Source organism: Paraburkholderia sp. RL17-383-BIF-A (assembly GCF_046028015.1).
In the GTDB taxonomy this organism is placed as follows: Bacteria; Pseudomonadota; Gammaproteobacteria; order Burkholderiales; family Burkholderiaceae; genus Paraburkholderia.
Genome location: NZ_JARESR010000008.1, coordinates 159,436 through 181,720, shown reverse-complemented (window position 1 = coordinate 181,720; position 22,285 = coordinate 159,436). Strand labels below are relative to the sequence as shown.

21 protein-coding genes are annotated in these 22,285 nt (G+C 63.1%); 8 read left to right on the top strand and 13 right to left on the bottom strand.

Features of this window, described 5'->3' with window-relative positions:
* Nucleotides 1-75: 75 nt before the first annotated feature.
* Both P0D71_RS12385 and kdgD read right to left on the bottom strand, forming a co-directional pair.
* Complete coding sequence (locus tag P0D71_RS12385) at nt 76-1,428, bottom strand: MFS transporter (protein ID WP_408480239.1); 1,353 nt, start codon at nt 1,426-1,428, stop codon at nt 76-78.
* Nucleotides 1,429-1,628: 200 nt separating this feature from the next.
* Nucleotides 1,629-2,546, bottom strand: a complete 918-nt coding sequence (gene kdgD, locus P0D71_RS12380; RefSeq protein ID WP_408480237.1) for a 5-dehydro-4-deoxyglucarate dehydratase — start codon at nt 2,544-2,546, stop codon at nt 1,629-1,631.
* A 237-nt stretch (nt 2,547-2,783) separates the two neighbouring features.
* On the opposite strand from kdgD, the gene garD reads away from it, so the two are divergent.
* From garD to P0D71_RS12345, 7 genes are all read left to right on the top strand, one after another.
* On the top strand, nt 2,784-4,373 hold the full coding sequence (gene garD / locus P0D71_RS12375; RefSeq protein WP_091802068.1) for a galactarate dehydratase: 1,590 nt from the start codon (nt 2,784-2,786) through the stop codon (nt 4,371-4,373).
* 70 nt (nt 4,374-4,443) lie between these two features.
* Entirely contained in the window at nt 4,444-5,286 is an 843-nt protein-coding gene (locus P0D71_RS12370; RefSeq protein WP_408301386.1) for an NAD-dependent epimerase/dehydratase family protein, read from the top strand.
* Complete coding sequence (locus tag P0D71_RS12365; RefSeq protein ID WP_408480235.1) at nt 5,283-6,209, top strand: SMP-30/gluconolactonase/LRE family protein; 927 nt, start codon at nt 5,283-5,285, stop codon at nt 6,207-6,209. Before P0D71_RS12370 ends, P0D71_RS12365 begins: the two co-directional genes overlap by 4 nt.
* Before the next feature lie 637 nt (nt 6,210-6,846).
* A complete protein-coding gene (locus P0D71_RS12360; protein ID WP_091802060.1) occupies nt 6,847-7,839 on the top strand; it encodes a TRAP transporter substrate-binding protein in 993 nt (330 codons plus the stop codon).
* Between the two features lie 146 nt (nt 7,840-7,985).
* A complete protein-coding gene (locus P0D71_RS12355) occupies nt 7,986-8,465 on the top strand; it encodes a TRAP transporter small permease (RefSeq protein WP_091802057.1) in 480 nt (159 codons plus the stop codon).
* 7 nt (nt 8,466-8,472) lie between these two features.
* Nucleotides 8,473-9,825, top strand: coding sequence for a TRAP transporter large permease (locus tag P0D71_RS12350; RefSeq protein WP_091802054.1), 1,353 nt, complete (start codon nt 8,473-8,475; stop codon nt 9,823-9,825).
* 100 nt (nt 9,826-9,925) lie between these two features.
* Nucleotides 9,926-11,125: a porin gene (locus P0D71_RS12345; RefSeq protein WP_091802050.1), complete on the top strand. Its 1,200-nt coding sequence runs from the start codon at nt 9,926-9,928 to the stop codon at nt 11,123-11,125.
* 170 nt (nt 11,126-11,295) lie between these two features.
* Here the strand turns inward: P0D71_RS12345 and P0D71_RS12340 are convergent, their stop codons facing one another.
* From P0D71_RS12340 to P0D71_RS12330, 3 genes are read right to left on the bottom strand one after another with little or no spacing between them, the layout of a single operon-like run.
* Nucleotides 11,296-11,481 carry a 4-oxalocrotonate tautomerase gene (locus tag P0D71_RS12340; RefSeq protein ID WP_408349472.1) on the bottom strand — a complete coding sequence of 62 codons (186 nt, stop codon included), beginning with the start codon at nt 11,479-11,481 and terminating at the stop codon, nt 11,296-11,298.
* Between the two features lie 47 nt (nt 11,482-11,528).
* Nucleotides 11,529-12,305 (bottom strand): class II aldolase/adducin family protein, encoded by a 777-nt coding sequence (locus P0D71_RS12335; RefSeq protein WP_408480232.1) that lies wholly within the window; start codon nt 12,303-12,305, stop codon nt 11,529-11,531.
* Nucleotides 12,306-12,362: 57 nt separating this feature from the next.
* Nucleotides 12,363-13,307, bottom strand: coding sequence for an urea transporter (locus tag P0D71_RS12330; RefSeq protein WP_408480230.1), 945 nt, complete (start codon nt 13,305-13,307; stop codon nt 12,363-12,365).
* Nucleotides 13,308-13,548: 241 nt separating this feature from the next.
* On the opposite strand from P0D71_RS12330, the gene P0D71_RS12325 reads away from it, so the two are divergent.
* Nucleotides 13,549-14,103, top strand: coding sequence for a putative glycolipid-binding domain-containing protein (locus P0D71_RS12325; RefSeq protein ID WP_408480228.1), 555 nt, complete (start codon nt 13,549-13,551; stop codon nt 14,101-14,103).
* Here P0D71_RS12325 and P0D71_RS12320 read toward each other — a convergent pair.
* The 8 genes from P0D71_RS12320 to P0D71_RS12285 all read right to left on the bottom strand — a co-directional run bounded on the left by P0D71_RS12320 (nt 14,078) and on the right by P0D71_RS12285 (nt 22,158).
* A complete protein-coding gene (locus P0D71_RS12320) occupies nt 14,078-15,022 on the bottom strand; it encodes an alpha/beta fold hydrolase (protein ID WP_408480227.1) in 945 nt (314 codons plus the stop codon). The genes P0D71_RS12325 and P0D71_RS12320 overlap by 26 nt on opposite strands.
* Nucleotides 15,019-15,900, bottom strand: coding sequence for a metal-dependent hydrolase (locus P0D71_RS12315; RefSeq protein ID WP_091802032.1), 882 nt, complete (start codon nt 15,898-15,900; stop codon nt 15,019-15,021). Before P0D71_RS12315 ends, P0D71_RS12320 begins: the two co-directional genes overlap by 4 nt.
* Before the next feature lie 68 nt (nt 15,901-15,968).
* On the bottom strand, nt 15,969-16,877 hold the full coding sequence (locus P0D71_RS12310; RefSeq protein WP_408480226.1) for an SDR family NAD(P)-dependent oxidoreductase: 909 nt from the start codon (nt 16,875-16,877) through the stop codon (nt 15,969-15,971).
* A gap of 118 nt (nt 16,878-16,995) precedes the next feature.
* The gene (locus P0D71_RS12305; RefSeq protein WP_408480224.1) at nt 16,996-18,594 is read right to left on the bottom strand and encodes a flavin-containing monooxygenase; all 1,599 of its coding nucleotides are present in this window, start codon (nt 18,592-18,594) and stop codon (nt 16,996-16,998) included.
* A 123-nt stretch (nt 18,595-18,717) separates the two neighbouring features.
* Complete coding sequence (locus P0D71_RS12300; RefSeq protein ID WP_408480223.1) at nt 18,718-19,713, bottom strand: sulfonate ABC transporter substrate-binding protein; 996 nt, start codon at nt 19,711-19,713, stop codon at nt 18,718-18,720.
* A gap of 274 nt (nt 19,714-19,987) precedes the next feature.
* The gene (locus P0D71_RS12295; RefSeq protein WP_408480222.1) at nt 19,988-20,845 is read right to left on the bottom strand and encodes a MerR family transcriptional regulator; all 858 of its coding nucleotides are present in this window, start codon (nt 20,843-20,845) and stop codon (nt 19,988-19,990) included.
* A 200-nt stretch (nt 20,846-21,045) separates the two neighbouring features.
* Nucleotides 21,046-21,639, bottom strand: a complete 594-nt coding sequence (locus P0D71_RS12290) for a GNAT family N-acetyltransferase (RefSeq protein ID WP_408480220.1) — start codon at nt 21,637-21,639, stop codon at nt 21,046-21,048.
* Nucleotides 21,640-21,876: 237 nt separating this feature from the next.
* Nucleotides 21,877-22,158: a hypothetical protein gene (locus P0D71_RS12285; RefSeq protein ID WP_408184934.1), complete on the bottom strand. Its 282-nt coding sequence runs from the start codon at nt 22,156-22,158 to the stop codon at nt 21,877-21,879.
* Between the last annotated feature and the right edge of the window lie 127 nt (nt 22,159-22,285).

Sequence of the window (22,285 nt, the reverse complement as noted above, 5' to 3'; positions counted from 1 at the left end):
GCGGCGGCGTCTGTTTCGCCGCCGCAGGGAAGTACGATAACCGCACCGCTAACCGCACCGATAAGCGCCGCATCTTTAGCGCGGGCGCAACTCGACCCGTTTGATGTCTTTCACGATCACGAGATAGCTGAACACCGTGAGCAGGGCGTTGATGCCGACGAACACCAGCGCGCCGTTGAACGACCCGGTCTTCGCCACGAGATAGCCGATCACGATCGGCGTGACGATGCCGGCCACGTTGCCGAACATATTGAAGATCGCGCCGGACAGGCCGAGCGCTTCCTTCGGCGACGTGTCGGCGACCACGGCCCAGCCGAGCGCGCCAATGCCTTTGCCGAAGAACGCAAGCGACATGAGGGCGACGACGACCCAATCGGTCGTCACATAGTTGCAGCCGATGATGCACACCGACAGCAGCATGCCGCCGACGATCGGCACCTTGCGCGCGATCGTGAGCGAATGGCCGCGCCGGATCAGCCCGTCGGACAGGATGCCGCCGAGCACGCCGCCGGAGAATCCGCAGATCGCGGGCAGCGAAGCCACGAGGCCCGCTTGCAGGATCGTCATGCCGCGCGCCTGCACGAGGTAGATCGGAAACCAGGTGAGGAAGAAGTAGGTCAGCACGTTGATGCAGTACTGCGCGAGATAGACGCCGAGCAGCATGCGATTGCCCAGCAGTTGGCGAACCAGATGCCAGCCCCCGGTATTTTCGATGCTGTCGGCGGCGCGGGCTTTCTTCTGCCCGTTGATCACGCCGCCACCCTGTTCGATGTACTCCAGTTCGGCGCGCGACACACGCGGGTGGTCGGCGGGGTTCTTCATCATCTTCAGCCAGGCGAGCGCGAGCAGAAGGCCCGTCACGCCCATCACGACATACACCATGTGCCAGCCGAACGCGTGGGTGAGCCACGCCATCAGCGGCGTGAACACGACCGCCGCGAAGTATTGCGCCGAATTGAAAATGGCCGACGCCGTGCCGCGTTCGTTGGTCGGGAACCAGCTCGCCACCACCTTGGCATTGGCCGGAAAAGCCGGCGATTCGGCCGCGCCCATCGCGAAGCGCAGCACGAACAGCGCGGTGACGGCCGCCGCTGCGCTGCCCAGCAAACCGATGGAGCTTTGCAGCAGTGTGAAGAGCGACCAGAAGAAAATGCTCGCGGCGTAGACGCGCCGCGCGCCGAAGCGATCCAGCAGCCAACCGGCCGGCAGTTGCGACAGCACGTAAGCCCAACTGAACGCGGAGAAGATGTAGCCCATGCGGATCGCGTCGAAGCCGAACTCGGTGCGCATGGCCGAGCCGGTGACCGAGAGCGTGGCGCGGTCCGCGTAGTTGAAGGTCGTGATCAGAAAGATCAGCAGCAGGATCGCGTAGCGAACTCGAGTGCGCTTCGCGACGTGGGTGGCACTCGCCGTGCGGCTCATTTCCATGGACATCTCCTGAAGTTCTTATGCTTGGGAGCAGGCTCCCGGGCGTCGCGGCGCAACGAGCCGCGGGCCTCGTCGATACTGGCGTGCGATACAAAAACGCCCGGCGACGTTGCCGTCCCGGGCGCTCTTTGCGGTGCCGTGTGCGCGGCGATCGTTCGCACGGCCGCCGGGTGTTGTATGCGCCTGATACGCCGGCCGGATTACTGCGGGCCGAGCGTCTTGATGAGCGCGTCCAGCTTGGCCATTTCTTCTTCCGTCAGATCGGTCAGCGGTGCGCGGACCGGACCGGCGCTGTGGCCGACCAGCTTCGCGCCCGCCTTGACGATGCTGACCGCGTAGCCTGCGCGGCGGTTGCGAATGGCCAGGTACGGCAAGAAGAACTCGTCGATCAGTTTGCCGACGGTCGCGTGATCGTCTGCAGCGATCGCGCGGTAGAAGTCCATCGCGGTCTTCGGAATGAAGTTGAACACCGCCGACGAATACACCGGCACGCCAAGCGCCTTGTACGCGGCGGCATAGACTTCCGCGGTCGGCAGGCCGCCGAGATACGAGAAGCGGTCGCCAAGGCGGCGGCGGATCGACACCATGTTCTCGATCTCGCCCACGCCGTCCTTGAAGCCGATCAGGTTCGGGCAGCGCTCGGCCAGCCCTTCGAGCATATCGGCGTTAAGCTTGGAGTTCGCGCGGTTATAGATGATCACGCCCATGTTCGGCACGGACTTGCAGACTTCTTCCGCATGCGCGGCGATGCCTTCCTGGCAGGCTTCCGTCAGGTAATGCGGCATCAGCAGAATGCCGTTCGCGCCATGACGCTCGGCTTCCTGGGCGTAGGCGATTGCAACACGCGTCGGGCCGCCCGCGCCGGCAAGAATCGGCACCTTGCCTTTGCAGACTTCGGTAGCGGTGCGCACCACGTTCGAATAGTCGTTGTGCGTGAGCGAGAAGAATTCGCCCGTGCCGCCGGCCACGAACAGTGCCGACGCGCCGTAAGGAGCGAGCCATTCGAGGCGCTCGGCATACGTGTCGGCGCGGAAATCACCGTGTTCGTCGAAGTCGGTAACGGGGAAGGACAGGAGGCCTTCGGAAACGATCTGCTTGAGTTCCTGCGGTGTCGTCATGATGAGTATCCAGAGCGTCGGAATAGTTCGCGGATGGTTCCGCGGAGGGTTCGATCAGTAGAAATGGAGATTTCTTATACGTCATCGTACAACAAGAATTTCGGTAACTCAACGGTCATTTCGCAGCATAATGCTTGTCCTAGGGTAAATACGGAACGTCTGCGCAATCTTTCATGTTGTAGGATGACGTATGAATAGTCGGCGCGACAGGCGTGCAGCGCCATAAGGATCGATGCAATGGAACAATCTCCGCTCTACATTCGCGTTCACCCCAATGACAATGTCGCGATCGTCGTCAACGACGGCGGTCTGGGTGAGGGCGCGGTATTTCCCGATGGTCTGGCACTGCGCGAGCGCGTGCCGCAAGGGCACAAGGTCGCGCTGGCCGATCTGGCCGAGGGCGACGAAGTCATCCGCTATAACGTGGTGATCGGCTATGCGCTCAAGGCGTTGCCGAAAGGCAGCTGGATCAACGAACATGTGATCCGCATGCCGAGCCCGCCGGGACTCGAGGATCTGCCGATCGCCACGATCAAGGCGCCGGAAATGCCGCCGCTCGAGGGCTACACCTTCGAGGGCTATCGCAACGCGGACGGCTCGGTCGGCTCGCGCAACATTCTCGCCATTACGACCACGGTCCAATGCGTGGCCGACGTGGTCGAGCATGCGGTCACCCGCATCAAGGCCGAGTTGCTGCCCAAGTACCCGAATGTCGACGACGTGGTGAGCCTCGGCCACACCTATGGCTGCGGTGTCGCCATCGACGCGCCCGACGCGATGGTGCCGATCCGCACCGTGCGCAATATCAGCCTGAATCCGAATTTCGGCGGCGAGGTGATGATGGTCAGCCTCGGCTGCGAGAAGCTGCAGCCCGAACGCCTGATGCCGCCCGGCACGATTCCGATCGCGGCGGCCGCGAACGTGGCGGAAGTCGCGGACATCGGCGATATCGAGGCTGATCTGAACGGCGACGTCGTGGTGCTTCAGGACGACGCGCACGTCGGCTTCCAGTCGATGATCGAGTCGATCATGAGAATGGCCGAGGGTCATCTGAAGCGGCTCAACAATCGCCGTCGCGAAACTTGCCCGGCGTCCGATCTGGTGGTCGGCGTGCAATGCGGCGGCAGCGACGCGTTTTCCGGACTGACCGCGAATCCCGCGGTGGGCTTCGCGACCGACCTGCTGGTGCGTGCCGGCGCGACGGTCATGTTCTCCGAAGTCACCGAAGTGCGCGATGGCGTCGATCAGTTGACGGCGCGCGCGGCGAACGCGGAGGTCGCCGCGGCGATCATCCGCGAGATGCAGTGGTACGACGATTATCTGAAGCGCGGCGGCGCGGACCGCAGCGCCAACACCACACCGGGCAACAAGAAGGGCGGTTTGTCGAACATCGTCGAAAAGGCGATGGGCTCGATCATCAAGTCCGGCAATTCGGCCATTTCCGGCGTGTTGTCGCCGGGCGAAAAGGTCAAGCAGAAAGGCCTGATCTATGCGGCTACGCCGGCGAGCGATTTCATCTGCGGGACGTTGCAGGTGGCGGCCGGTATCAACCTGCACGTATTCACCACCGGACGCGGCACGCCCTATAGCCTCGCCGAGGTGCCGGTCATCAAGGTCGCAACGCGCTCGGACCTCGCGCGCCGCTGGCATGACCTGATGGACGTCAACGCCGGCACCATCGCGACCGGCGCGGCGAGCATCGAAGAGGTGGGCTGGGAATTGTTCCGCCTGATGCTCGACATCGCCAGCGGACGCAAGCAAACGTGCGCGGAAAAACTCAAGCTCCACAATGCGCTGGTGCTGTTCAATCCGGCGCCGGTGACCTGATCGGCTCGCTCGACACACCAGGTCTGCATGCATCATGCAGACCTGATCGCACTCACACCACAATAGAAACATGACTGACTCGAACCTCGATCGCGGCGCCGCACAGAAACCCTTCCGCCGTCTGCTGCTGACTGGCGCGGCGGGCAACCTGGGCAAGCAATTGCGTGGCGCGCTCGCCGCGTGGGCCGATATCGTGCGCGTCTCGGATATCGCGCCGCTCGGCGACGTGGCGGCCCACGAAGAAGCCGCGAGCGTCGATCTCGCGGACGAAGCCGCCGTTCACGCGCTGCTCGAAGGCGTGGACGCGGTGATTCACCTCGGCGGCATTTCCGTCGAGGCGCCGTTTGAAGATCTGCTCGAAGCGAATATTCGCGGCCTGTACAACCTCTATTCGGCTGCGCAGAAGCAGGGCGTGAAGCGCATCGTGTATGCGAGCTCGAATCACGCGGTGGGCTTTCATCCGGTGACGGAGGTGGTCGATGTCGACGCGCCGTTGCGTCCCGATAGTCTGTACGGCGTGACGAAGTGCTTCGGCGAATCGTTGTCGCGTTACTACTTCGATCGTTTCGGTCTGGAGACGGTGTGCCTGCGGATCGGCTCGTCGTTCGAGCAGCCGAAGAATCCGCGCATGCTCGTCACGTATCTGAGCTATCGCGACTTCATCGAGCTGGTGCGCTGCTCGTTGTTTACCAACCGCGTGGGCCACGCGATCGTCTATGGCGTCTCGGACAACCGGACCAAGTGGGTGGATAACACCAAAGCGGCGTTCCTCGGCTTTCGTCCGCAGGACAGTTCGATCGAATTCGAGCATCTCTTTCCGGTCGCCGCACCCACGACCAACCTCGACGATCCGACGCAGCGTTTTCAAGGCGGCCCATTCGTGCTGGCCGGCCCGATGGAGCCGAAGCGGTGAGCGCCGCAGCGAACCCGCGAGTGGAGCGGGTGGAGGCAGCGGGACAGGCACCGGCCTCCGTCGGCGAAAGCCCGGTGTGGCGCGTGGCGGAACAGGCGCTCTACTGGGTGGACATTCCGGCGCAAAAGATCGTGCGGCTACACGTCGATTCGGGCGAACGCTCCGAATGGCGGTTGCCGGAGAAAGTGGCGTGCGTTGCGTTCGATCAGCGCGGTACGGTGCTGGCCGGTTGCGAGACCGGGCTTTTCGCCGTCGCGCTCACTGAGGGTTCGGCTGACGGCGAACCCGTGCAGGTGACAGGGCGCAAGCTCGCCGCGCCGGACTTCCCATGCGACGACATGCGTTTCAACGACGGCCGTTGCGACCGCCAGGGACGCTTCTGGTCCGGCACGATGGTGCAGGACATGGCAGCGGCCAAGCCGGCCGGCGCGCTCTATCGATTCGACGAGCGCGGTGTGCTGTCCGCGCCGGTCGTCGACGCGCTCATCACGCAGAACGGCCTCGCGTGGTCGCCGGAAGGTACGACCATGTACCTGTCGGACTCGCATCCTTTGCGCCGGCAGATCTGGGCATTCGACTTTGACATCGAAACCGGCGAGCCGCGCAACCGTCGCGTGTTCGCCGATCTGAATCATCATGCGGGCCGTCCTGACGGCGCAGCGGTAGATGCCGACGGCTGCTACTGGATTTGCGCGAACGACGCCGGCCTGTTGCTGCGCTTTACGCCGCAAGGGGAGCTCGACCGGCAGATTGCCGTGCCGGCCACCAAACCGGCGATGTGCGCCTTCGGTGGGCGCGATCTGGATACGCTGTTCGTGACGTCGATCCGTCCCGCGAACGCGAGCGAGCACGACGGCCATCTGTTCGCCGTGCGGCCTGGCGTAACCGGGTTACCGGAACCGGAGTTCGCGGGTCAGCTGTAAGCGGAGCGTATTGGAGCAAGGCGCCGGACATGACGACATGTCCGGCGCCTTTGTTTTGGCTATTTCGATTCATCACTCGTCGTACAACATTGTGGTGGAAAGGCGACGGTCTGCCCGCGGTGCGGCTGTAAAAAATAGCTTTGGGCGACGCCGGCCTCTGCCTCGGCAAGGCCGCGCCAGCTGGCGCTTAGCCTTCACATGCGATTGATCGGTTATCCCTGCAGTCGTCTCTGCGGTGCGGGTAAATACCGTCTGTACAACTCAAACCGCCTTTTATAGACTTCATATGTCGTCGTACAACATATAAGCCCAAACAAATTCCTTTCTGTGAATTTCAGGTTATTCGGTATGAGGCGGGCAACGTCTCGTGCGCGATGACTCGCGCGCGAGGCGCAAGCCGAGCAGTTGAAGCAAAAGTAAAGGAGTGGAGTTGTCTGACAGGAGTGCTGAGTATCTGAGCCGGGGAAGTTGCACAGACCAGCACGGCAAAGCGCGCGTGACCACCAGCGGTGGCGGGTGCCGAGCCGGGAGACGCAGCAAAACCATGTCGCATCCGAAGGCGGTCACCCGTAAGCGGTCCTCCGCAGGCGCCCCCCCCGCAATCGATTGGATGGTCAATTTTTCAAGGAATTTCACGATGAACAAGAAGTTTGCCTTTTCCCGTGTTTCGATGATCGTCGCGGCTTCGGCGCTGGCCTTCAGCACCGTGTCGGCACAAGCGCGTGTGTTCCGCGTGTCGGACGTGCATGGCGACACCTATCCGACCAACATGGCCGTGAAATACATGGGAGAGCAGATCAAGAAGGCAACCGACGGCAAGGACACGGTGAAGGTCTTCGGCAATAGCGCGCTGGGTTCCGAGAACGACACGATCGATCAGGTGCGCATCGGCGCATTGGACATGGCGCGTGCCAACGGCGCGGCTTTCAACGAAATCGTTCCTGAATCGATGATCCCGTCGCTGCCTTTCCTGTTTCGCGACATCGACCATTTCCGCAAAGTGATGTACGGCCCGGAAGGCCAGAAGATTCTCGACGCTTTCAAGGCGAAGGGCATGATCGCGCTGACGTTCTACGAGAGCGGCGCGCGTTCGATCTACACCAAGAGGCCGATTCACACGCCCGCTGACATGAAGGGCCTGAAGGTTCGCGTGCAGCCGTCCGACCTGATGGTCGACGAAATCCGCGCAATGGGCGGCACGCCCACGCCGATGCCGTTCGCCGAGGTCTACACGGGCCTGAAGACGGGTCTGGTGGATGCCGCTGAAAACAACCTGCCGTCGTACGAAGAAACCAAGCACTTCGAAGTCGCGCCGGTCTACTCCGAAACCCAGCATTCGATGACGCCGGAAGTGCTGGTGTTCTCGAAGAAGGTGTGGGACACGCTGTCGCCGCAGGAACAGGAAATCATCAAGAAGGCTGCCGCCGACTCGGTGCCGTACTACCAGAAGCTGTGGACCGCGCGCGAAGCCGACGCGAGCAAGACCGTCACGAAGGGCGGCGCGACCATCGTCGGCGCGTCGCAGATCGATCGTGCCGCGTTCGTCAAGGTCATGCAACCGGTCTGGGCAAAGTACGAAAAGACCCCGCAAATGAAGCAGATCGTCGACGAAATCCAGGCAGTCAAATAAGGTTCGCCTGAAAGGAAGCAACGCAGCGGCGCGAAGGGCTCGCGAGAAGAGTCGTGAGCGCTGCCGCTGCGCGCTTCCTGAACTGAAGAGTCGAACAGGATTGCTGACTAATAAAGACAGGTCGGTCGTATGCAAGGATGGGGTCAATGAGTTTCATAAAGCGCCCAAATGATTTTCTGTTCCGCGTGCTGGTTGTCGTAGCGTCGGTGAGTCTCGCCGTGCTGAGCCTGCTGGTGATCTACAGCGTCGTGATGCGCTACGTATTCAGCGATGCACCGGATTTCGTCGAGCCCATCGCGCTTCTGCTGGTGATCGTGATCGCCATGTTCGGCGCCGCGCTCAAAGTGCGCGAAGGCGGCCATATCGGGCTCGACTCGCTCGTCAAGAAATTGCCGCCGAAGGGTCAACTCGTCGCGACGGCCTTTCAGCACATTTGCCTGATCACGTTCGCGGTAGCGGTTTTCTTCGGCTGTCTGCAGATGGTGGAGGCCACCATGGAAGACCGGATTCCCATTATTGGCTTGCCTGAATCTTTGCGTTATTGCATCCCGGTTTTTGCCAGCGTCTGCATTGCAATGTTCTCGCTAGAGAACCTGCTCGCGCTTTTTGCACAGAAACAAAAATAGAGCAATCATGGAACTCGCCATCCTCTCCGTCAGTTTCCTTGTCTTTCTTCTTCTCGGCGTTCCTGTTTCATTCGGGCTAGGGCTTTCGTGCGTCCTGACCTATCTGTACGAGGGTTTGCCGGCGGCCACCGCCATGCAGTCGATGATCTCGGGGATCAACGGCTTTTCGTTTCTCGCGGTCCCGTTCTTCATTCTGTCCGGTGAGCTGATGCTGCACGGCGGCATTGCGGACCGCATCCTGCGTTTCGCGCAAGCCACGGTCGGGCATTTCCGCGGCGGTCTCGGCATGGCCAACGTGGTCGCCTGCACGTTGTTCGGCGGGGTCTCCGGTTCGCCCTCGGCGGACACGTCGGCGATGGGCGGCGTGGTCATTCCGTTGATGAAGCGTGAAGGCTACAGCGCGGCCTATGCGGTCAACGTGACGACGCACTCGTCGCTGGCGGGCGCGTTGATGCCGACGTCGACCAACATGATCATCTACGCATTCGCGGCGCAGGGTATCACCGGCACGTTGAATGGACACCCGATGAGCGGCGTCTCGATCGGCGATCTGTTGTTTTCCGGTCTGCTGCCGGTGCTGTGGGTGATGGGTTTCGTGCTGGTCGCCGCGTACTGGCAAGCGGTGAAATACGGTTATCCGCGCCGTCCCGACGGCTCGACGGAACTGCAGCGATTCCCCGGCTGGTTCGCCGTGGCCCGCACATTCCTTGGCGCATTGCCCGGCTTGATGGTGATTGCGATCATTCTGGTCTGCGTGGCAAAGGGCATTGCTACAGCGACAGAAGCCGCTGCAATCGCCGTGTTTTATTCGCTGGTGCTGACGATCGTCGTGTATCGCTCGATGACGATGAAGAAGCTGTTTCACGCGCTCTCCAAGGCTGCCAAGACGACCGGCGTGGTGCTGCTGCTGATCGGCGTGTCGAACATGCTGCGCTACCAGATGGCGTATCTGGAGATTCCGGACGCGATCGAACACATGCTCGACGGCGCGACCAGCCTGCCGTGGCTGATGCTGCTGTACATCAACCTGATCCAGATTTTCCTCGGCACGTTCGTCGATATGGCGGCGCACATCCTGATCACCACGCCGCTGTTCCTGCCGATGGCGATGCACGCCGGCGTCGGCCCGGTGCAGTTCGGGATCATGATCCTGCTGAACTGCGCATTGGGTCTGGTGCACCCGCCGATCGGCTCGGTGCAGTTTATTGGCTGCGCGATTGGCAATGTGTCGATTGGTGAAACTACCAAGGTGGCGTGGCCGTATTACCTGGCTATCTTCAGCGCGATCAACATCGTCACTTATGTACCGATGTTTTCCACGTGGTTGCCTAGCCTGATCAATGGTCACCCGGTATTTTGAAATCCTTAATTAGCGTCCCGAAGAATATGTCCTTTGGGGGCGCCCGGCGGCGCTCGTACAGTGCGGCAAACAAAGAATAATCTTTTAAAGAGGAGCAGAAATGAAAAAGGCACTAGCAACCTCGGCCCTTGGGTTGGTCGCCCTCGGCGCACACGCTCAGAGCAGCGTGACGTTGTACGGGATCGTAGACGCGGGGATCGGTTATCAGAGCAGTCAGACGACGCTCGGCTCGACCTCCGGCGGCCGTTCGGTTGTGAAAATGGTCAACGGGGTCTGGGCTGGCAGCCGCTTCGGCCTGAAGGGCTCGGAGGATCTGGGTGGCGGCACCAAGGCGATCTTCCAGTTGGAAGAGGGCTTTAACAGCGCAACCGGCGCACAGTCCGTCTCCGGCCTCGGGTTCAACCGTCAGGCTTATGTCGGCGTGGCCAACGCCAGCTACGGTACGTTCACGGCCGGCCGCCAATATACGTCGTACTACACGATGCTCTCGCCGTATAGCCCGACCACGTGGCTGACGGGCGCATACGGCGCGCACCCGGGCGACATCGACTCTCTGGATACGCTGTACCGCGCGAATAACTCGCTGGTGTACACGTCGCCGAACCTGTACGGCCTGACGGCTAGCGGCTCGTATTCGCTGGGCGGCGTGCCGGGCAGCTTCAACGCCGGTTCGACGTGGAGCGCGGCGTTGCAGTACCTGAATGGTCCGTTCGGCATTGCGGCCGGCTTCCAGCGCATCAACAACTCGACGCCTGGCGGCGGCGCATGGGGCGCTGACTCCACGACGTCCAACAACGGCGCGCAGGCTGGCGTGTCGGGCATCAACAACGGCTATCAGCGCGCCCAGGCTCAGCAGCGCGTGGCGGTGACGGGTGGCTATACCTTCACCCCGCAGTGGGATGTGTCGTTCTCGTACTCGAACGTGCAGTACATTCCGGGTATCAACTCGCCTTTCCACACCACGGCGATCTTCAACACAGGCGGCGCCGTGCTGCACTTCAAGCCTTTGACGGCACTGGACCTGGCTGCGGGCTACAGCTATACGCGCGCTACCAAAGCGAACGGCATCACGAGCTCGGCTAGCTACCAGCAGTTCAACCTGTCGCAGTACTACAGCCTCTCCAAGCGCACCGGTCTGTACGCGCTCGAGGCGTATCAACGCGCAGGCGGCCAGACGCTGGGCACGAACGGCGTGAGCATCATCAATGCAACGGCTGATATCGGCGACGGTCAGAATAGCGCGCCGTCCTCGTCGCGTAGCCAGTTTGCCGCGGGCGTGGGCATCATCCACAAGTTCTGATGGCGTAACCCAGTGGCGGTGTGTTGCTACGCCGCCACGGCGGCGCGTTTTTTAACGCGCGTCGCCGAGCATCACAGGCTGCGCGCGCAATGCGCGCAGCCTCTTCGACGACGCCGGCCGCCTGGCATTGCGCGCGTCGTATCGGCCGGTGCGTACGGCGCGCTTCGCCTTCACGCGTCAGACCACAAACGTCCACCCGTTGCCCAGTTTTCGCGCTTCACGTCGGTGAGAATGATCTCCACCGAGTTGGCCTCGACGCCAAGCGATTCACAGGTCGCTTGGGTAATGGCTTCGACGAACTGGCGTTTCTGTTCCACCGAGCGGCCTTCGAAGAGTTCGATATGAAACGTGGGCATGGCATGACTCCGTATAGGGATGGGTTTGAGGTGAGCGTGAGGCGAATTCAAGCGCGATAGCCGGGATCGAGCCTGTCGAGTTTGCGCAGCAGGGCAGGCCATTCGAGTGCGCCTTCAATGGCGCCGCCGTCGTAAAGTTGTTCCGCGGTGCGTGCGGCGACTGCATCGCTCGGCACGACGAGTTCCGCGCCGCATGCTTGCGCTTGCAACTGGATCTCGCATGCCTTGAGCAGTGTTGCCATCAGCACATAGGCTTCCGCGACGGTGCGCCCAACGGTCAGCGTGCCGTGATTGCGCAATAGCATGGCGGGTTTGCCGGCGAGATGCGCGACGAGACGCTCGCCCTCCGCCGGTGTGAACGCAAGGCCTTCGTAAGCGTGATACGCGAGGTGGCCGTAAAAGCGCAGCGCATGTTGCGAAGCGGGCAGCAGGCCGGCCGGCTGAGCGGAAACCGCCACGCCCGCCGTATTGTGCAAATGCATCACGCAGAACGCATCGGCGCGTGCCGCGTGAACCGCCGCGTGCAGCGCGAAGCCGGTCGCGTTCACCGCATGTTCGCTCGCGCCGACGATGTTGCCGTCTATATCGATCTTCACGAGGTTCGACGCGCGGACTTCATCGAAGGCGAGGCCGAATGGATTGATCAGGAAGTGGCCGGGCTCGCCCGGAACGCTCGCCGAGATATGCGTGTAGATCAGATCGTCCCAGCCGTTGAGCGCCGCGAGCCGATAGGCGGCGGCGAGGTCGACGCGGGTTTGCCGCTCCGCATCGGACCGTGGCCCCGCTTCGGCGACGCGGCCGGCAGGGGTGTGAGTGAACGACATGACTGTCTCCTGAAATTTTTGCAGCACCGCGGTGCGTGCATGACGGTCCCCGACGGCCTAACTTACGCTTCTGGCCGGATCCGGAGTCGCCGCGCTGCGCACGGCGTCGATCCGCTGCGCCGGTTCAGCGGCCGCGACGCCATGCGCCGAGCGCTGCCTGAGCCATTGCACGCTCCACGTCGCGAGGACGAAAGGCGCTGTCATAACCGGCCAGCCGATGTGGGCGGCCGCCGCTTGCAGCACGACCGACAGGGCCACACCGCCGAGCATCGTAACGACACCGCAGTCGGCAAGCGCGAGCGCGGTCAGCGCGCCGTTGAATCCTAACAGGCCTGCATCGAACGAGCTTGCCGTCGCGCCAAGCATTAGATGCGCGACGCTCGCGAACCCCGCGCCGATCAACGCCCGCAACGCATGCTTGCGTGACGAAGCCGCGATCCCGATCAACACCAGCAAGCCAGGCAGTGCGTCCGATGCGAAGGCGGTTTGCGCGAAACCGGCGAGCAGGCCGCCGCTCCACTGCAGCGCGCGCGATGCAGACATCGCGGCCACGCTTGCCGGTTGCGCGTTCGCCGCGACAAACGGCAGCCAAAGCCAGCTGATGATCAGACACGGGCTTGAAAAAAAGCCGAGCCCGCGCGCGCGCAGCATGCGCGACCATGGCTCCAGAAGCCATGCAGTGGCGGTGGCGGCGAGAATCGCCACCGCGGCGGCGGTGGCATTGTCGGCGATGAAGCTGAAGGCGGCGAGACCCGCCAGCGCGCCGTTGAAGCCGTGCAAGCCGGCACGCGTCTCGTCCTCGCGATATCCGGCCAGGACCGCGCTCACATTGGCCGCAACCGCACCCATGAGCGCGGCGCAAGCGAGGCGCGGGTCGTCGAGCAGCCACGCGCCGAGCAGGCACGCGCCGGTGAAGGCGTTCGGTTGCAGCACGATCTGGCCGACACTGCGCAACAGCGTGCGCAAGGCGGCGGATTGAGCTTCGGTCGCGGGGGCGTGCATGATGTGAAGGCGGCGTGATGTCGATGAGGCGCAAATCCGGGCGCGCACGGCAAGCGCGCAGGCAGGAGAGCTGGGAATGGCGAGGATAGGCCAGCTACGCCGCGCCGTGCATCGCCATGCTTGATAGTGGCTATTTGCGACACAGGCCGGCCACGCCACGGCGTGTCGGTGAGCCGAAAGCTTTCGCGCTACGATAGTAGCCCGGCGTGCAGGCCGCGCCGTTTCACGAGGAGACAGTCAGATGCGTGAGGTACGGTGGGCATCGGAAGAGGGCGACGGCATCGAACATCTGGCGTTCGACGCGCATGAGGATGGCTTCGCGGTAGAAAGCGTGCTGGTCGGGCAGCGCTATGGGAATCCGTATGGGCTGCACTACAAGGTGCGTTGCGACGCGCAATGGCGCACGCGCTTTGCGTGGCTGAAGATCGTCGGCGGCGGCGAACTGGAATTACATGGCGATGGCGAGGGCCACTGGCGCGATGGCCACGGGCTTGAACTGAGTGCGATCGAAGGTTGCATCGACATCGATATCGCCGCCACGCCGTTTACCAACACGCTGCCGATTCGCCGTTTGCAACTGGCCGAGGGCGAGCGCCGGCCCATTTCGGTAGCGTATATCTCGACGCCGGATTTGCAGGTCACGCGCGTGGAGCAAGCCTATACGTGCATCGCGTTGCACGGCGAGTATCGCTACGAGGGCATCTTCCGCGACTTTACGGCCGACATGAAGGTGGACGAAGACGGCCTCGTGATCGACTATCCGACGCTGTTCACACGCCTGCCGCGCGAGCGTTGAGCGTCGATGCGGCCGAGCCGCCATGGTCCGTGCGGTGCCGTTCCACGAAACGCTCGATGCCTGCCGCGATCCGTTCGGGTTCGCGCAGCACGACCCAGTGGCCGGCATCGATCTCGATGCGTTCATATGCGCCGAGCCAGCCCTCGAGTCCGAGCGATAGCGCCGGCCCGACATAACGGTCACGCAACGGCACGAGGAATTGCACCGGCGCGTGCGCGTGACGCGCGCGCGGGTGCAGCAGCTTGTCGATGAAATTGGCGCGGTAGAGATTCAAGCCGTTGATCGCGTTGCGCATCTGCGCGGGATCGGGCGCCGGGCGCACGCGTTCCGTCACCCGCAGCCATAGCGGCCACAGACGTGCGCCGCCCGCGCGCCATACCAGCTCGGGCAGCCACGGCAAATGGAAAAAGAAAATATACCAGGACTTGAGCGTCTGCCGGACACTGCTGCCGAACGGGCGCTTCTTTGTCTGCTGCGCGGGTTGAGTGTCACCCCCGCCGCGCAAGTCGAAGGAAGCATGATCGAGACACGGCCCCGAGATCGACGTGTACGAAGCAATGCGGCCTTTGAACGCGGGATCGGTCACGGCTTCCCAGCATTGAATCGAGCCCCAGTCGTGCCCGACGAGGTGAAACGGCCGCGTGCCGCACGTGGCGTCGGCGACGGCGGCAAGATCGGCGGCGAGGCGTTCGAGCCGGTAAGCGTGACGCGTGGCCGGTGCCTCGGAAGCTCCCGCGCCGCGCACGTCGTAGGCGATCACGCGATAGCGCGCATCCAGTTGCGCGCGCACCGGTTCCCACACCGCCGCCGAATCAGGGTAGCCGTGTACCAGCACGACGGGCGGCGCCTCGCGCGGTCCGCTCACATAAACCGCGAGCCGCACGCCGCCGGCCTCGACCGAGAGCGTGTCGCGTATCACGCGGCCGCCTGCACGCCGCGCCGCGTGGCCTTGCGGGCGCTCGGCGTGGCCGCATTGGTGGCATCGACTGCGGCAACCAGTCCGTCGATACGCGCCAGTTGCGCGCGGTTGTCGTGATCCCACGGATGAAATCCGGGCCGGAAAAAGCTCAACCACTCACCGGCGATGCGAGGAAACACACCGTGGCGCGGGCCGTACAGATATTTCACGACGCGCCACATGCCGCGCAGATGGCCACCGCGTTTGCGGTCGGCGATGATGAGCCGCACATGGTAGTCGAATACGATCAGCCAGAACGTCACGGTGGTGGCGAGCATGGTGCCGGTGCGCAGGAGATAACGGCCGAGTCCGGGCTTGAGCACGGTGTTCCACACGTCGTACGAAACGGATTTATGCTCGGTTTCTTCGAGTGCATGCCAGGTCCACATCTGCGTATAGCCCTCCACCGACCCGCCGATGCGCGTCGCGTCCTGCAGCAGCAGGCCCGCCAGCATCGCCGTGTAATGCTCGAGGCAGACGGTGACCGCGAGCTGGTACGAATGCGGCAGAACCTTGCGGCCGAAGTTGAGAATCGCCCATAGTCGTTTGTCGAGCTTATGCGCGGGCAAGCCGGCTTCCTGCAACAGATCGTTGTACTCCACATGCTCGCGCGTGTGCATGGCCTCCTGGCCGATGAAGCCGAGCACCTGCTTCTTCAGCACCGGGTCGTCGATCTGGTCGCGGTAGTTGCGCACGCTGTCCATGAAGAAACGCTCGCCGGCCGGAAACAGCAGCGAAAGCGCATTGAAGAAGTGTGTCACATGCGAGCCCTGCACGTGCCAATCGCAGGCACGTTCCTGCGGCAAGTTGAAACGGAGGTCGCGGCGAACCGGCATCATGGCCTTTCTCCTTGTGAGTCTCTATGTGTTGCTGAATGTTCTGAGCGAGTGACGTGCATGGCGCAGCTTTATGCGCGCTTGCCGTCCACCTGCGCGGCGCGCCGCGCGCGTTTCTCCGCGATGCGTTTCATCCGCCGCGTTTGCATCACCACCAGTGCCTGATAGGCGGCCGGCAACGTGCGCGCCAGCCAGTCGGCGGCCCGCGCATCGCGTCCGATCAGCACGCGCCGTTTGTTCTTGCGCACGCCGTCGAGAATCACGCGCGCGGCTTCGTCGGCGGTGGTGATGAAGAACTTCTCGAAGTCGTCCTTGCCCTGCTGTTCGGTTTCCAGCATGAAGCCGACCATGTTCGACGAGATACGGCTCGATTGCGCGATGGCCGTGCGGATGCCGCCCGGATGCACGCAGGTGGCCGACACGCCGCACTTCATCAGGTCGAGTTCCTGGCGCAGTGCTTCCGTAAAGCCGCGCACCGCGAATTTGGTCGCGTTGTAGCCGCTCATGCCCGGCTGGGAGAACAGTCCGAACACACTAGACGTATTGACGATATGCCCCGCACCGGACGCCTTGATGTATGGCAGAAACGCCTTCGTGCCGTGCACCACGCCCCAGAAGTTGATGCCGACGATCCACTCCAGATCGGCGTAGTCCATGCCTTCGATGGTGCTCGACAGCGCGACGCCTGCGTTGTTGAACACGAGGTTGACGCGCCGATGCTGCGCGGCGGTTTCGGCGGCCCAGGCGAACATCGCGGCGCGGTCCGCGACATCGAGCACCCGGGTGGTGATGCGCAGCGGCGCGCCGACGATGTGTGGCGCCGCGGCCTGCGCAAGCTGCGCAGTTTCGGCGAGGCTTGCAGCATTGCGGTCGGCTAGCGCGAGGTGGCAGCCTTCGCGCGCGAGCTGGATCGCGAGCGAGCGGCCCATGCCCGAGCCTGCGCCGGTGATCGCGGCCACTCTGTCGGTAAAGTTTTTCATTGGCTTATCTCCATGCACAGCGTTCAACCAGAGCTAGTGCTTCAACCTTTCACTCCGGCCCTATGCGAAATTGTTGTTGTCCTCTCTGAACAGCGCCTGTCGTTATCGTTATGTCCTCTCAGGTCGCCTCCACCGACGCCGTCGCGCCGCCGTGAGCATGGGCGGGCGGCGGCGACACCATCGGCTCGCTTGCCGGTTGCGGCGCGGGCGAATACGCAAGGTAGTCGTTCATGCTGAACGTGCTGGTGGCCTGGCGGAATTTGTATGCGAATCCCGGCCACAGCGTGGTGTTCTTGCCGGTTTTCGGATCGAGATACCAGCTCTTGCAGCCGCCCGTGGACCAGATTGCGCGGCCGAGTTTCTGCTGGATCTGTTCGTTGTAGGCACGCTCTACCTGCGGACGCACTTCGATGGCGTCGGCGCGTTCCGCGGCCATCGTCTTCAGTGCGCGCAGAATGTATTCGACCTGCGACTCGATCATGAACACCATCGAGTTATGACCGAGACCGGTATTCGGTCCGACGATCATGAAGAAGTTCGGATAACCAGGCAATGTCGTACCGAGATATGCATGCGCGCCGTCGCGCCATGTGTCGACGATATCGACCCCGCCGCGCCCGCGCACCACGCCGCGCGGAAACGGATCGGCCACTTGAAAACCGGTGCCGAAGATCAGGCAGTCGGCGCGGTGACGCTTACCGTCCGTAGTGACGACGGCGTCCTCCTCGATACGGGCGATGCCGGTGGTCGTCACCGAAACATTCTGGCGCGACAGGGCGGGGAAGTAGTCGTTTGAGATCAGGATGCGCTTGCAGCCCATCGTGTAGTTGGGCGTGAGCGTCGCGCGCAATTGCGGATCGCGCACCTGGCGGCGCAGATGCCGCTCGGCGACTTTTTGCGCCGTCTTCATCAGCGAAGGATGAACCGCAAAGCCAAACGCACGCGATTCGAGCATGCAGTAGAGCGCCGAGCGCATGATCTTCTGCGTGAACGGCAGGTGCTTGAATAGCCATTGTTCCAGCGGTTTCACGCGGCGGTCGGCCTTCGGCATGATCCACGGCGGCGTGCGCTGGAACAGATCGAGATGCGCGACGCGCGGCGCGATCTGCGGGACGAACTGGATCGCGCTTGCGCCGGTGCCGATCACGGCGACGCGCTTGCCTTCGAGCGAATAGCCGTGGTCCCAGTGCTGTGAATGAAACGCTTTGCCCTTGAAGTTCTCGATGCCGGGAATGTTCGGCATGGCCGCGCGCGAGAGGCCGCCCATGCCCGAGATCAGCACGCGCGCCGACCATTGCTGGCCGTTCGCGAAGGTCAATTGCCAGCGGTGGCGCGTCTCGTCGTAGGTCGCCGTTGCGAGTTCGTGGCCAAAGCGCAGATGCCGCTGCACGCCGAAGCGCTGCGTGCATTCCTCCAGATAAGCGCGGATTTCCGGTTGGCGCGCGAACATACGGGTCCAGCGCGGATTCGGGGCGAAGGAGAACGAATAGACGTGGGATTGGACGTCGCAGGCGCAACCGGGGTAGTGGTTGTCGCGCCAGGTGCCACCGACCGAGTCGGCTTTCTCGGCGACGATGAAATCGCTGATACCGGCCTGGCGCAGGCGGATCGCCATGCCGAGGCCGGCAAACCCGGACCCGATAATGGCGATGTCGGTCTCGATAGGCGCGGACGCGTCCGGCGCCGCGGTGTCGTGAGGCAGCATGCGTGCGTTCATCCGTTCCGTCTCCTTTTTTACTCTCTTAACTGTTACATTGGTGGATGTAACAATAGAGGCTGGTAACGGATGACGCAAGAAGGCGGTTAGACGCTCCCCTCTAGGACTGGAGGCACGCTATGTTCACTTCGCGGCCAAGGCCGCCGCGACGTCCCGGTTCTGCCAGACGCTGTCTTTCACGGTAATTTTCTGCGGGATCAGATTGGCGCCGTAGAACGCGTCGGCGACGCTCTGCTGCGAGCGCACGATTTCGTCCGTGACGGGCGTAGTGCCATAAGGATAGCGGCGCACCCACGTCTCGACCAGTTTCTGATCGAGACCGACCTTCGGCGCGATCAGCGCGGCGGTTTCCACCGGATGGGCGTTGACCCACAACCCGGCGGTGCGCAACTGGCCGAGAATCGCGCCGATCACATCGGCATGCTGTTGCGCGAAGTCGCGCGTCGCTTCATAGAAGTTGTACGGCGCGTTCAGTTCGCTGTAGTCGGCCAACGTGCGTGCCTTCAACGCCTGCTGTGCGGACGCGTAGTAAGGGTCCCAGATCACCCATGCATCCACGCTGCCGGTTTCGAAGGCGGCGCGGGCGTCGGCGGGGGGCAGGTACACCGGACGAATGTCCTCGTAGCGCAGCCCCGCTTTCTTAAGCGCCTCAAGTAGCAGATAGTTCGAACTCGATCCCTTCTGCAGCGCGACGCGCTTGCCCTTCAGATCGGCCACGTCATGCAGCGGCGAGTCGTTCTTGACCAGAATGGCTTCGGCGTGACGTCCCGACGGCTCCGCACCCACGTACACGAAGCGCACGCCGCTCGCCTGTGCGAACACCGGCGGCGGCGCGCCCGTGTAGCCGAAGTCGATGCTGTTCGCGTTCAACGCTTCGAGCAATTGCGGTCCTGCCGGGAATTCGAACCATTTGATGCTATAGCCCAGCAGCTTGAGCTTTTCATCGAGGGAGCCCTGGGCCTTGAGCACCGCGAGCAAGCCCGATTTCTGATAGCCGATGCGCAATACCCTGGCCGGCTCGCCGGCGTTGCCGCTGGTCTGCGCGGTGGCGCTGAAAGTCGTGAATGCCGCGATCAGGGCCGCGGCGAATTGAAGCGAAAAACCGGCGTGACGGGCCATCCTGCGAATCTCCATTGCGTTCGATTGGTGTGGCCGCGGTTTGTTTTCAGCGTGATCTGCGCACGTCTGCGCTAGCCATGGCGAGGGCTTGCGGAGATGGCTGAAAACGTGTTGCGGCGACGTTCGGGGATCGTCGCATGGACGTCCCGCTGTTCAAACGAAGCAATGCAGATTTGAATATGACGTGCGCCGGAAGATGGCGCCGTTCACGCGTCCCGCTCGCCGCGTCAGTGGGCGTGTACAAACACTAACGCGGCCTCGACTGAGCGCAGGCTTACTTTTTTGATTTGTCTTTCTTCACTGCGGCGGCTGTGCCTTCGGCGGGATGGCCCAGTTTCTTTTCCATGATGCCCGCGACGCGGTCGCCCAGGTAGTCGCCGGAGGCTTCTTCGAGCGCGCGGTTCATTTCGCTTTCGACCAGCACCATGGCGAGCGGCCGCACGCGCCAGATGGCCTCGACCAGAGCGGGTATGTCGGCGGGCGGCGGCAGCGCGCCGGCCTCGTAGCGGTCCAGTTGGCGAACCACCAGATCGACCAGCGCTTTGGCAACCGCGTTGAAATGCGGCCTTGCGATGCCCACGGCGTCGAGCAGGTCGGCAAGCGGAATGCCTTCCTTCGCCATCGTGGCGCCGGCGGCCAGCGCTGTCGGGCTGCCAGACACGAAGGAAAGGCCGTTGCGCTCCAGCAGGCCGAGCTCGACCGCTTTGCCGAGCGCGCTCGGCGAGGCTTTGTCGCCGAACATTTGCAGCAGTTCGATCAGCGAGTACTTTTTCGGCCGCTCGCGCGACCAGCGGCCGCCGATCGCCGTTTCCAGACCGAGGATGGAGCGAAGATCGTGGCCCTCGTCGACGGCCATGATCAGGTCCTGGATGTTGGCTAGCGTGTAGCCGCGTGCGAGCAGATGGTTGATCAGCTTCAAACGCGACACGTGCGTGTCGTCGTAGACGCCGACGCGGCCGCGCTTCTCCGGCGGTGCAAGCAGTCCCCTGTCCTGATAGGCGCGCACGTTGCGCACGGTGGTGTCGGTGACGCGCGCGAGTTCGTCGACGGTGTATTCGTTGCGCGGCGAGGCGCTGGCCGGGTCGCCGGAATCGGCGTACAGCGGCGGGACAGGAGGCGGCGTGTTGGGCATGGCGGGATTTTAACGCGCTGGCGCGCGCGGCCGCCAGCGCGCCCGCCGCATGCACGCCGGTGATCGGAACTTTCGCGGGGATGCGCTTATGTTGCCGGTGCTACTTTTGCACGATTCACCGTGAGTGCATTTCTGTCCGCGCATGAACGACGGATTGCGCGACGTATTGCCGAGGTTTCAGACGTGACGGGCGTCGCACTTCAAACGCCTGCCGGCGCAACGTCGTCCGGCGAGGTCGAATCGCCTTTGCCAAGCGTGCGTTGCATCAGCGTGGTGTCGAGCCAGCGACCGTGCTTGAAACCCACCGACTTCAACGTGCCGGTCAATTCGAAACCCAGTTGCGTATGCAGCGATAGCGAACCGCCGCTGCCCCCGTCCGCGATCACGGCGACCATCTGGCGCCACGGTCCGGTTTCGCAGCGCTCGATCAGCGCCTGGAGCAATACGCGCCCCAGCCCCCGGCCGCGATAGGCGTCGTTCACGTAAATCGAATCTTCGATGGTGTTGCGATACGCGGCGCGCGGCCGGTACGGCGTCGCGTAGCAATAGCCTGCGACCTCACCGTCGATCTGCGCGACCATGTACGGCAGCCCATGGCTGCGTACCGATGCGAGCCGCATGCGCAGGTCGTCGACGGAAGGCGGGAATTCCTCGAACGAGGCGACGCCGGTCAGGACGTGGTGTGCATAGATGGCCTGGATCGCAGGAAGGTCGGCTTCAGTGGCGTCGCGGATCAGCGGGGCGGCTTCGCTCGCTGAGGCCGCAACAGAGGGCGCGGGGCGGGTGGTGCTCATACGTGTTCCTGTCGTGGCGATAAGTCTGCGGATACGTTTTACTATGCCCGCCGCGCGCGCGAATTTGAAGCGAGTCAAAAATCGCCGGGACGTATAGCCGGTATCCGTGCACGGACTGATCGGCCGCGCCGCGCGCACGGCCGGGATTGCGCCGCTCAGTTCGGCCGCGCCGCGCGCACGGCCGGGATTGCGCCACTCAGTTCGGCCGCACCATGCGCACGGCCAGGCTTGCGCTACTCAGTTATGCGAGTACGTCTCGGGCTGTGTCACATGCCCGCGATGGTGCCGGGAATGCTTCACCTTATGTTTCGGGCTGGCTTTCGGCTGCGACGCGTGCTGTTCGTCAGGCGCCGCAGCCGCCGGCGCTTGAGCCTGCGCACGAGGCGCGGGCGCGGGGTGCGTATTGCCTGAGGGCAGCCCGCTTTGGCCTTCGCCGAAACGGAAGGTTTGCGAAGTCTGGGCGTATGCGCCAACAGAGCATGCCAGCGCGGCGGCAGCCAGGCAAATTGAAAGCTTCATGGGTCCTCCTTCTGAACGAGCCGGTGAGGATACCTGTTTTCCTGACAGTCGATCGATCACATCAGGCGCAGCAGCCCGCTTGCCTCATTGTCGAGCGGTGACGCGCGCGTTGAGTCGATGGTCGGTC

What these genes read in the sequence shown, in the direction of transcription:
- P0D71_RS12385 (WP_408480239.1), bottom strand. Translation starts at nt 1,428, where the DNA reads ATGGAAATGAGCCGCACGGCGAGTGCCACCCACGTCGCGAAGCGCACT.
- kdgD (WP_408480237.1), bottom strand. Translation starts at nt 2,546, where the DNA reads ATGACGACACCGCAGGAACTCAAGCAGATCGTTTCCGAAGGCCTCCTG.
- garD (WP_091802068.1), top strand. Translation starts at nt 2,784, where the DNA reads ATGGAACAATCTCCGCTCTACATTCGCGTTCACCCCAATGACAATGTC.
- P0D71_RS12370 (WP_408301386.1), top strand. Translation starts at nt 4,444, where the DNA reads ATGACTGACTCGAACCTCGATCGCGGCGCCGCACAGAAACCCTTCCGC.
- P0D71_RS12360 (WP_091802060.1), top strand. Translation starts at nt 6,847, where the DNA reads ATGAACAAGAAGTTTGCCTTTTCCCGTGTTTCGATGATCGTCGCGGCT.
- P0D71_RS12355 (WP_091802057.1), top strand. Translation starts at nt 7,986, where the DNA reads ATGAGTTTCATAAAGCGCCCAAATGATTTTCTGTTCCGCGTGCTGGTT.
- P0D71_RS12350 (WP_091802054.1), top strand. Translation starts at nt 8,473, where the DNA reads ATGGAACTCGCCATCCTCTCCGTCAGTTTCCTTGTCTTTCTTCTTCTC.
- P0D71_RS12345 (WP_091802050.1), top strand. Translation starts at nt 9,926, where the DNA reads ATGAAAAAGGCACTAGCAACCTCGGCCCTTGGGTTGGTCGCCCTCGGC.
- P0D71_RS12340 (WP_408349472.1), bottom strand. Translation starts at nt 11,481, where the DNA reads ATGCCCACGTTTCATATCGAACTCTTCGAAGGCCGCTCGGTGGAACAG.
- P0D71_RS12335 (WP_408480232.1), bottom strand. Translation starts at nt 12,305, where the DNA reads ATGTCGTTCACTCACACCCCTGCCGGCCGCGTCGCCGAAGCGGGGCCA.
- P0D71_RS12330 (WP_408480230.1), bottom strand. Translation starts at nt 13,307, where the DNA reads ATGCACGCCCCCGCGACCGAAGCTCAATCCGCCGCCTTGCGCACGCTG.
- P0D71_RS12325 (WP_408480228.1), top strand. Translation starts at nt 13,549, where the DNA reads ATGCGTGAGGTACGGTGGGCATCGGAAGAGGGCGACGGCATCGAACAT.
- P0D71_RS12315 (WP_091802032.1), bottom strand. Translation starts at nt 15,900, where the DNA reads ATGATGCCGGTTCGCCGCGACCTCCGTTTCAACTTGCCGCAGGAACGT.
- P0D71_RS12310 (WP_408480226.1), bottom strand. Translation starts at nt 16,877, where the DNA reads ATGAAAAACTTTACCGACAGAGTGGCCGCGATCACCGGCGCAGGCTCG.
- P0D71_RS12305 (WP_408480224.1), bottom strand. Translation starts at nt 18,594, where the DNA reads ATGAACGCACGCATGCTGCCTCACGACACCGCGGCGCCGGACGCGTCC.
- P0D71_RS12300 (WP_408480223.1), bottom strand. Translation starts at nt 19,713, where the DNA reads ATGGCCCGTCACGCCGGTTTTTCGCTTCAATTCGCCGCGGCCCTGATC.
- P0D71_RS12295 (WP_408480222.1), bottom strand. Translation starts at nt 20,845, where the DNA reads ATGCCCAACACGCCGCCTCCTGTCCCGCCGCTGTACGCCGATTCCGGC.
- P0D71_RS12290 (WP_408480220.1), bottom strand. Translation starts at nt 21,639, where the DNA reads ATGAGCACCACCCGCCCCGCGCCCTCTGTTGCGGCCTCAGCGAGCGAA.
- P0D71_RS12285 (WP_408184934.1), bottom strand. Translation starts at nt 22,158, where the DNA reads ATGAAGCTTTCAATTTGCCTGGCTGCCGCCGCGCTGGCATGCTCTGTT.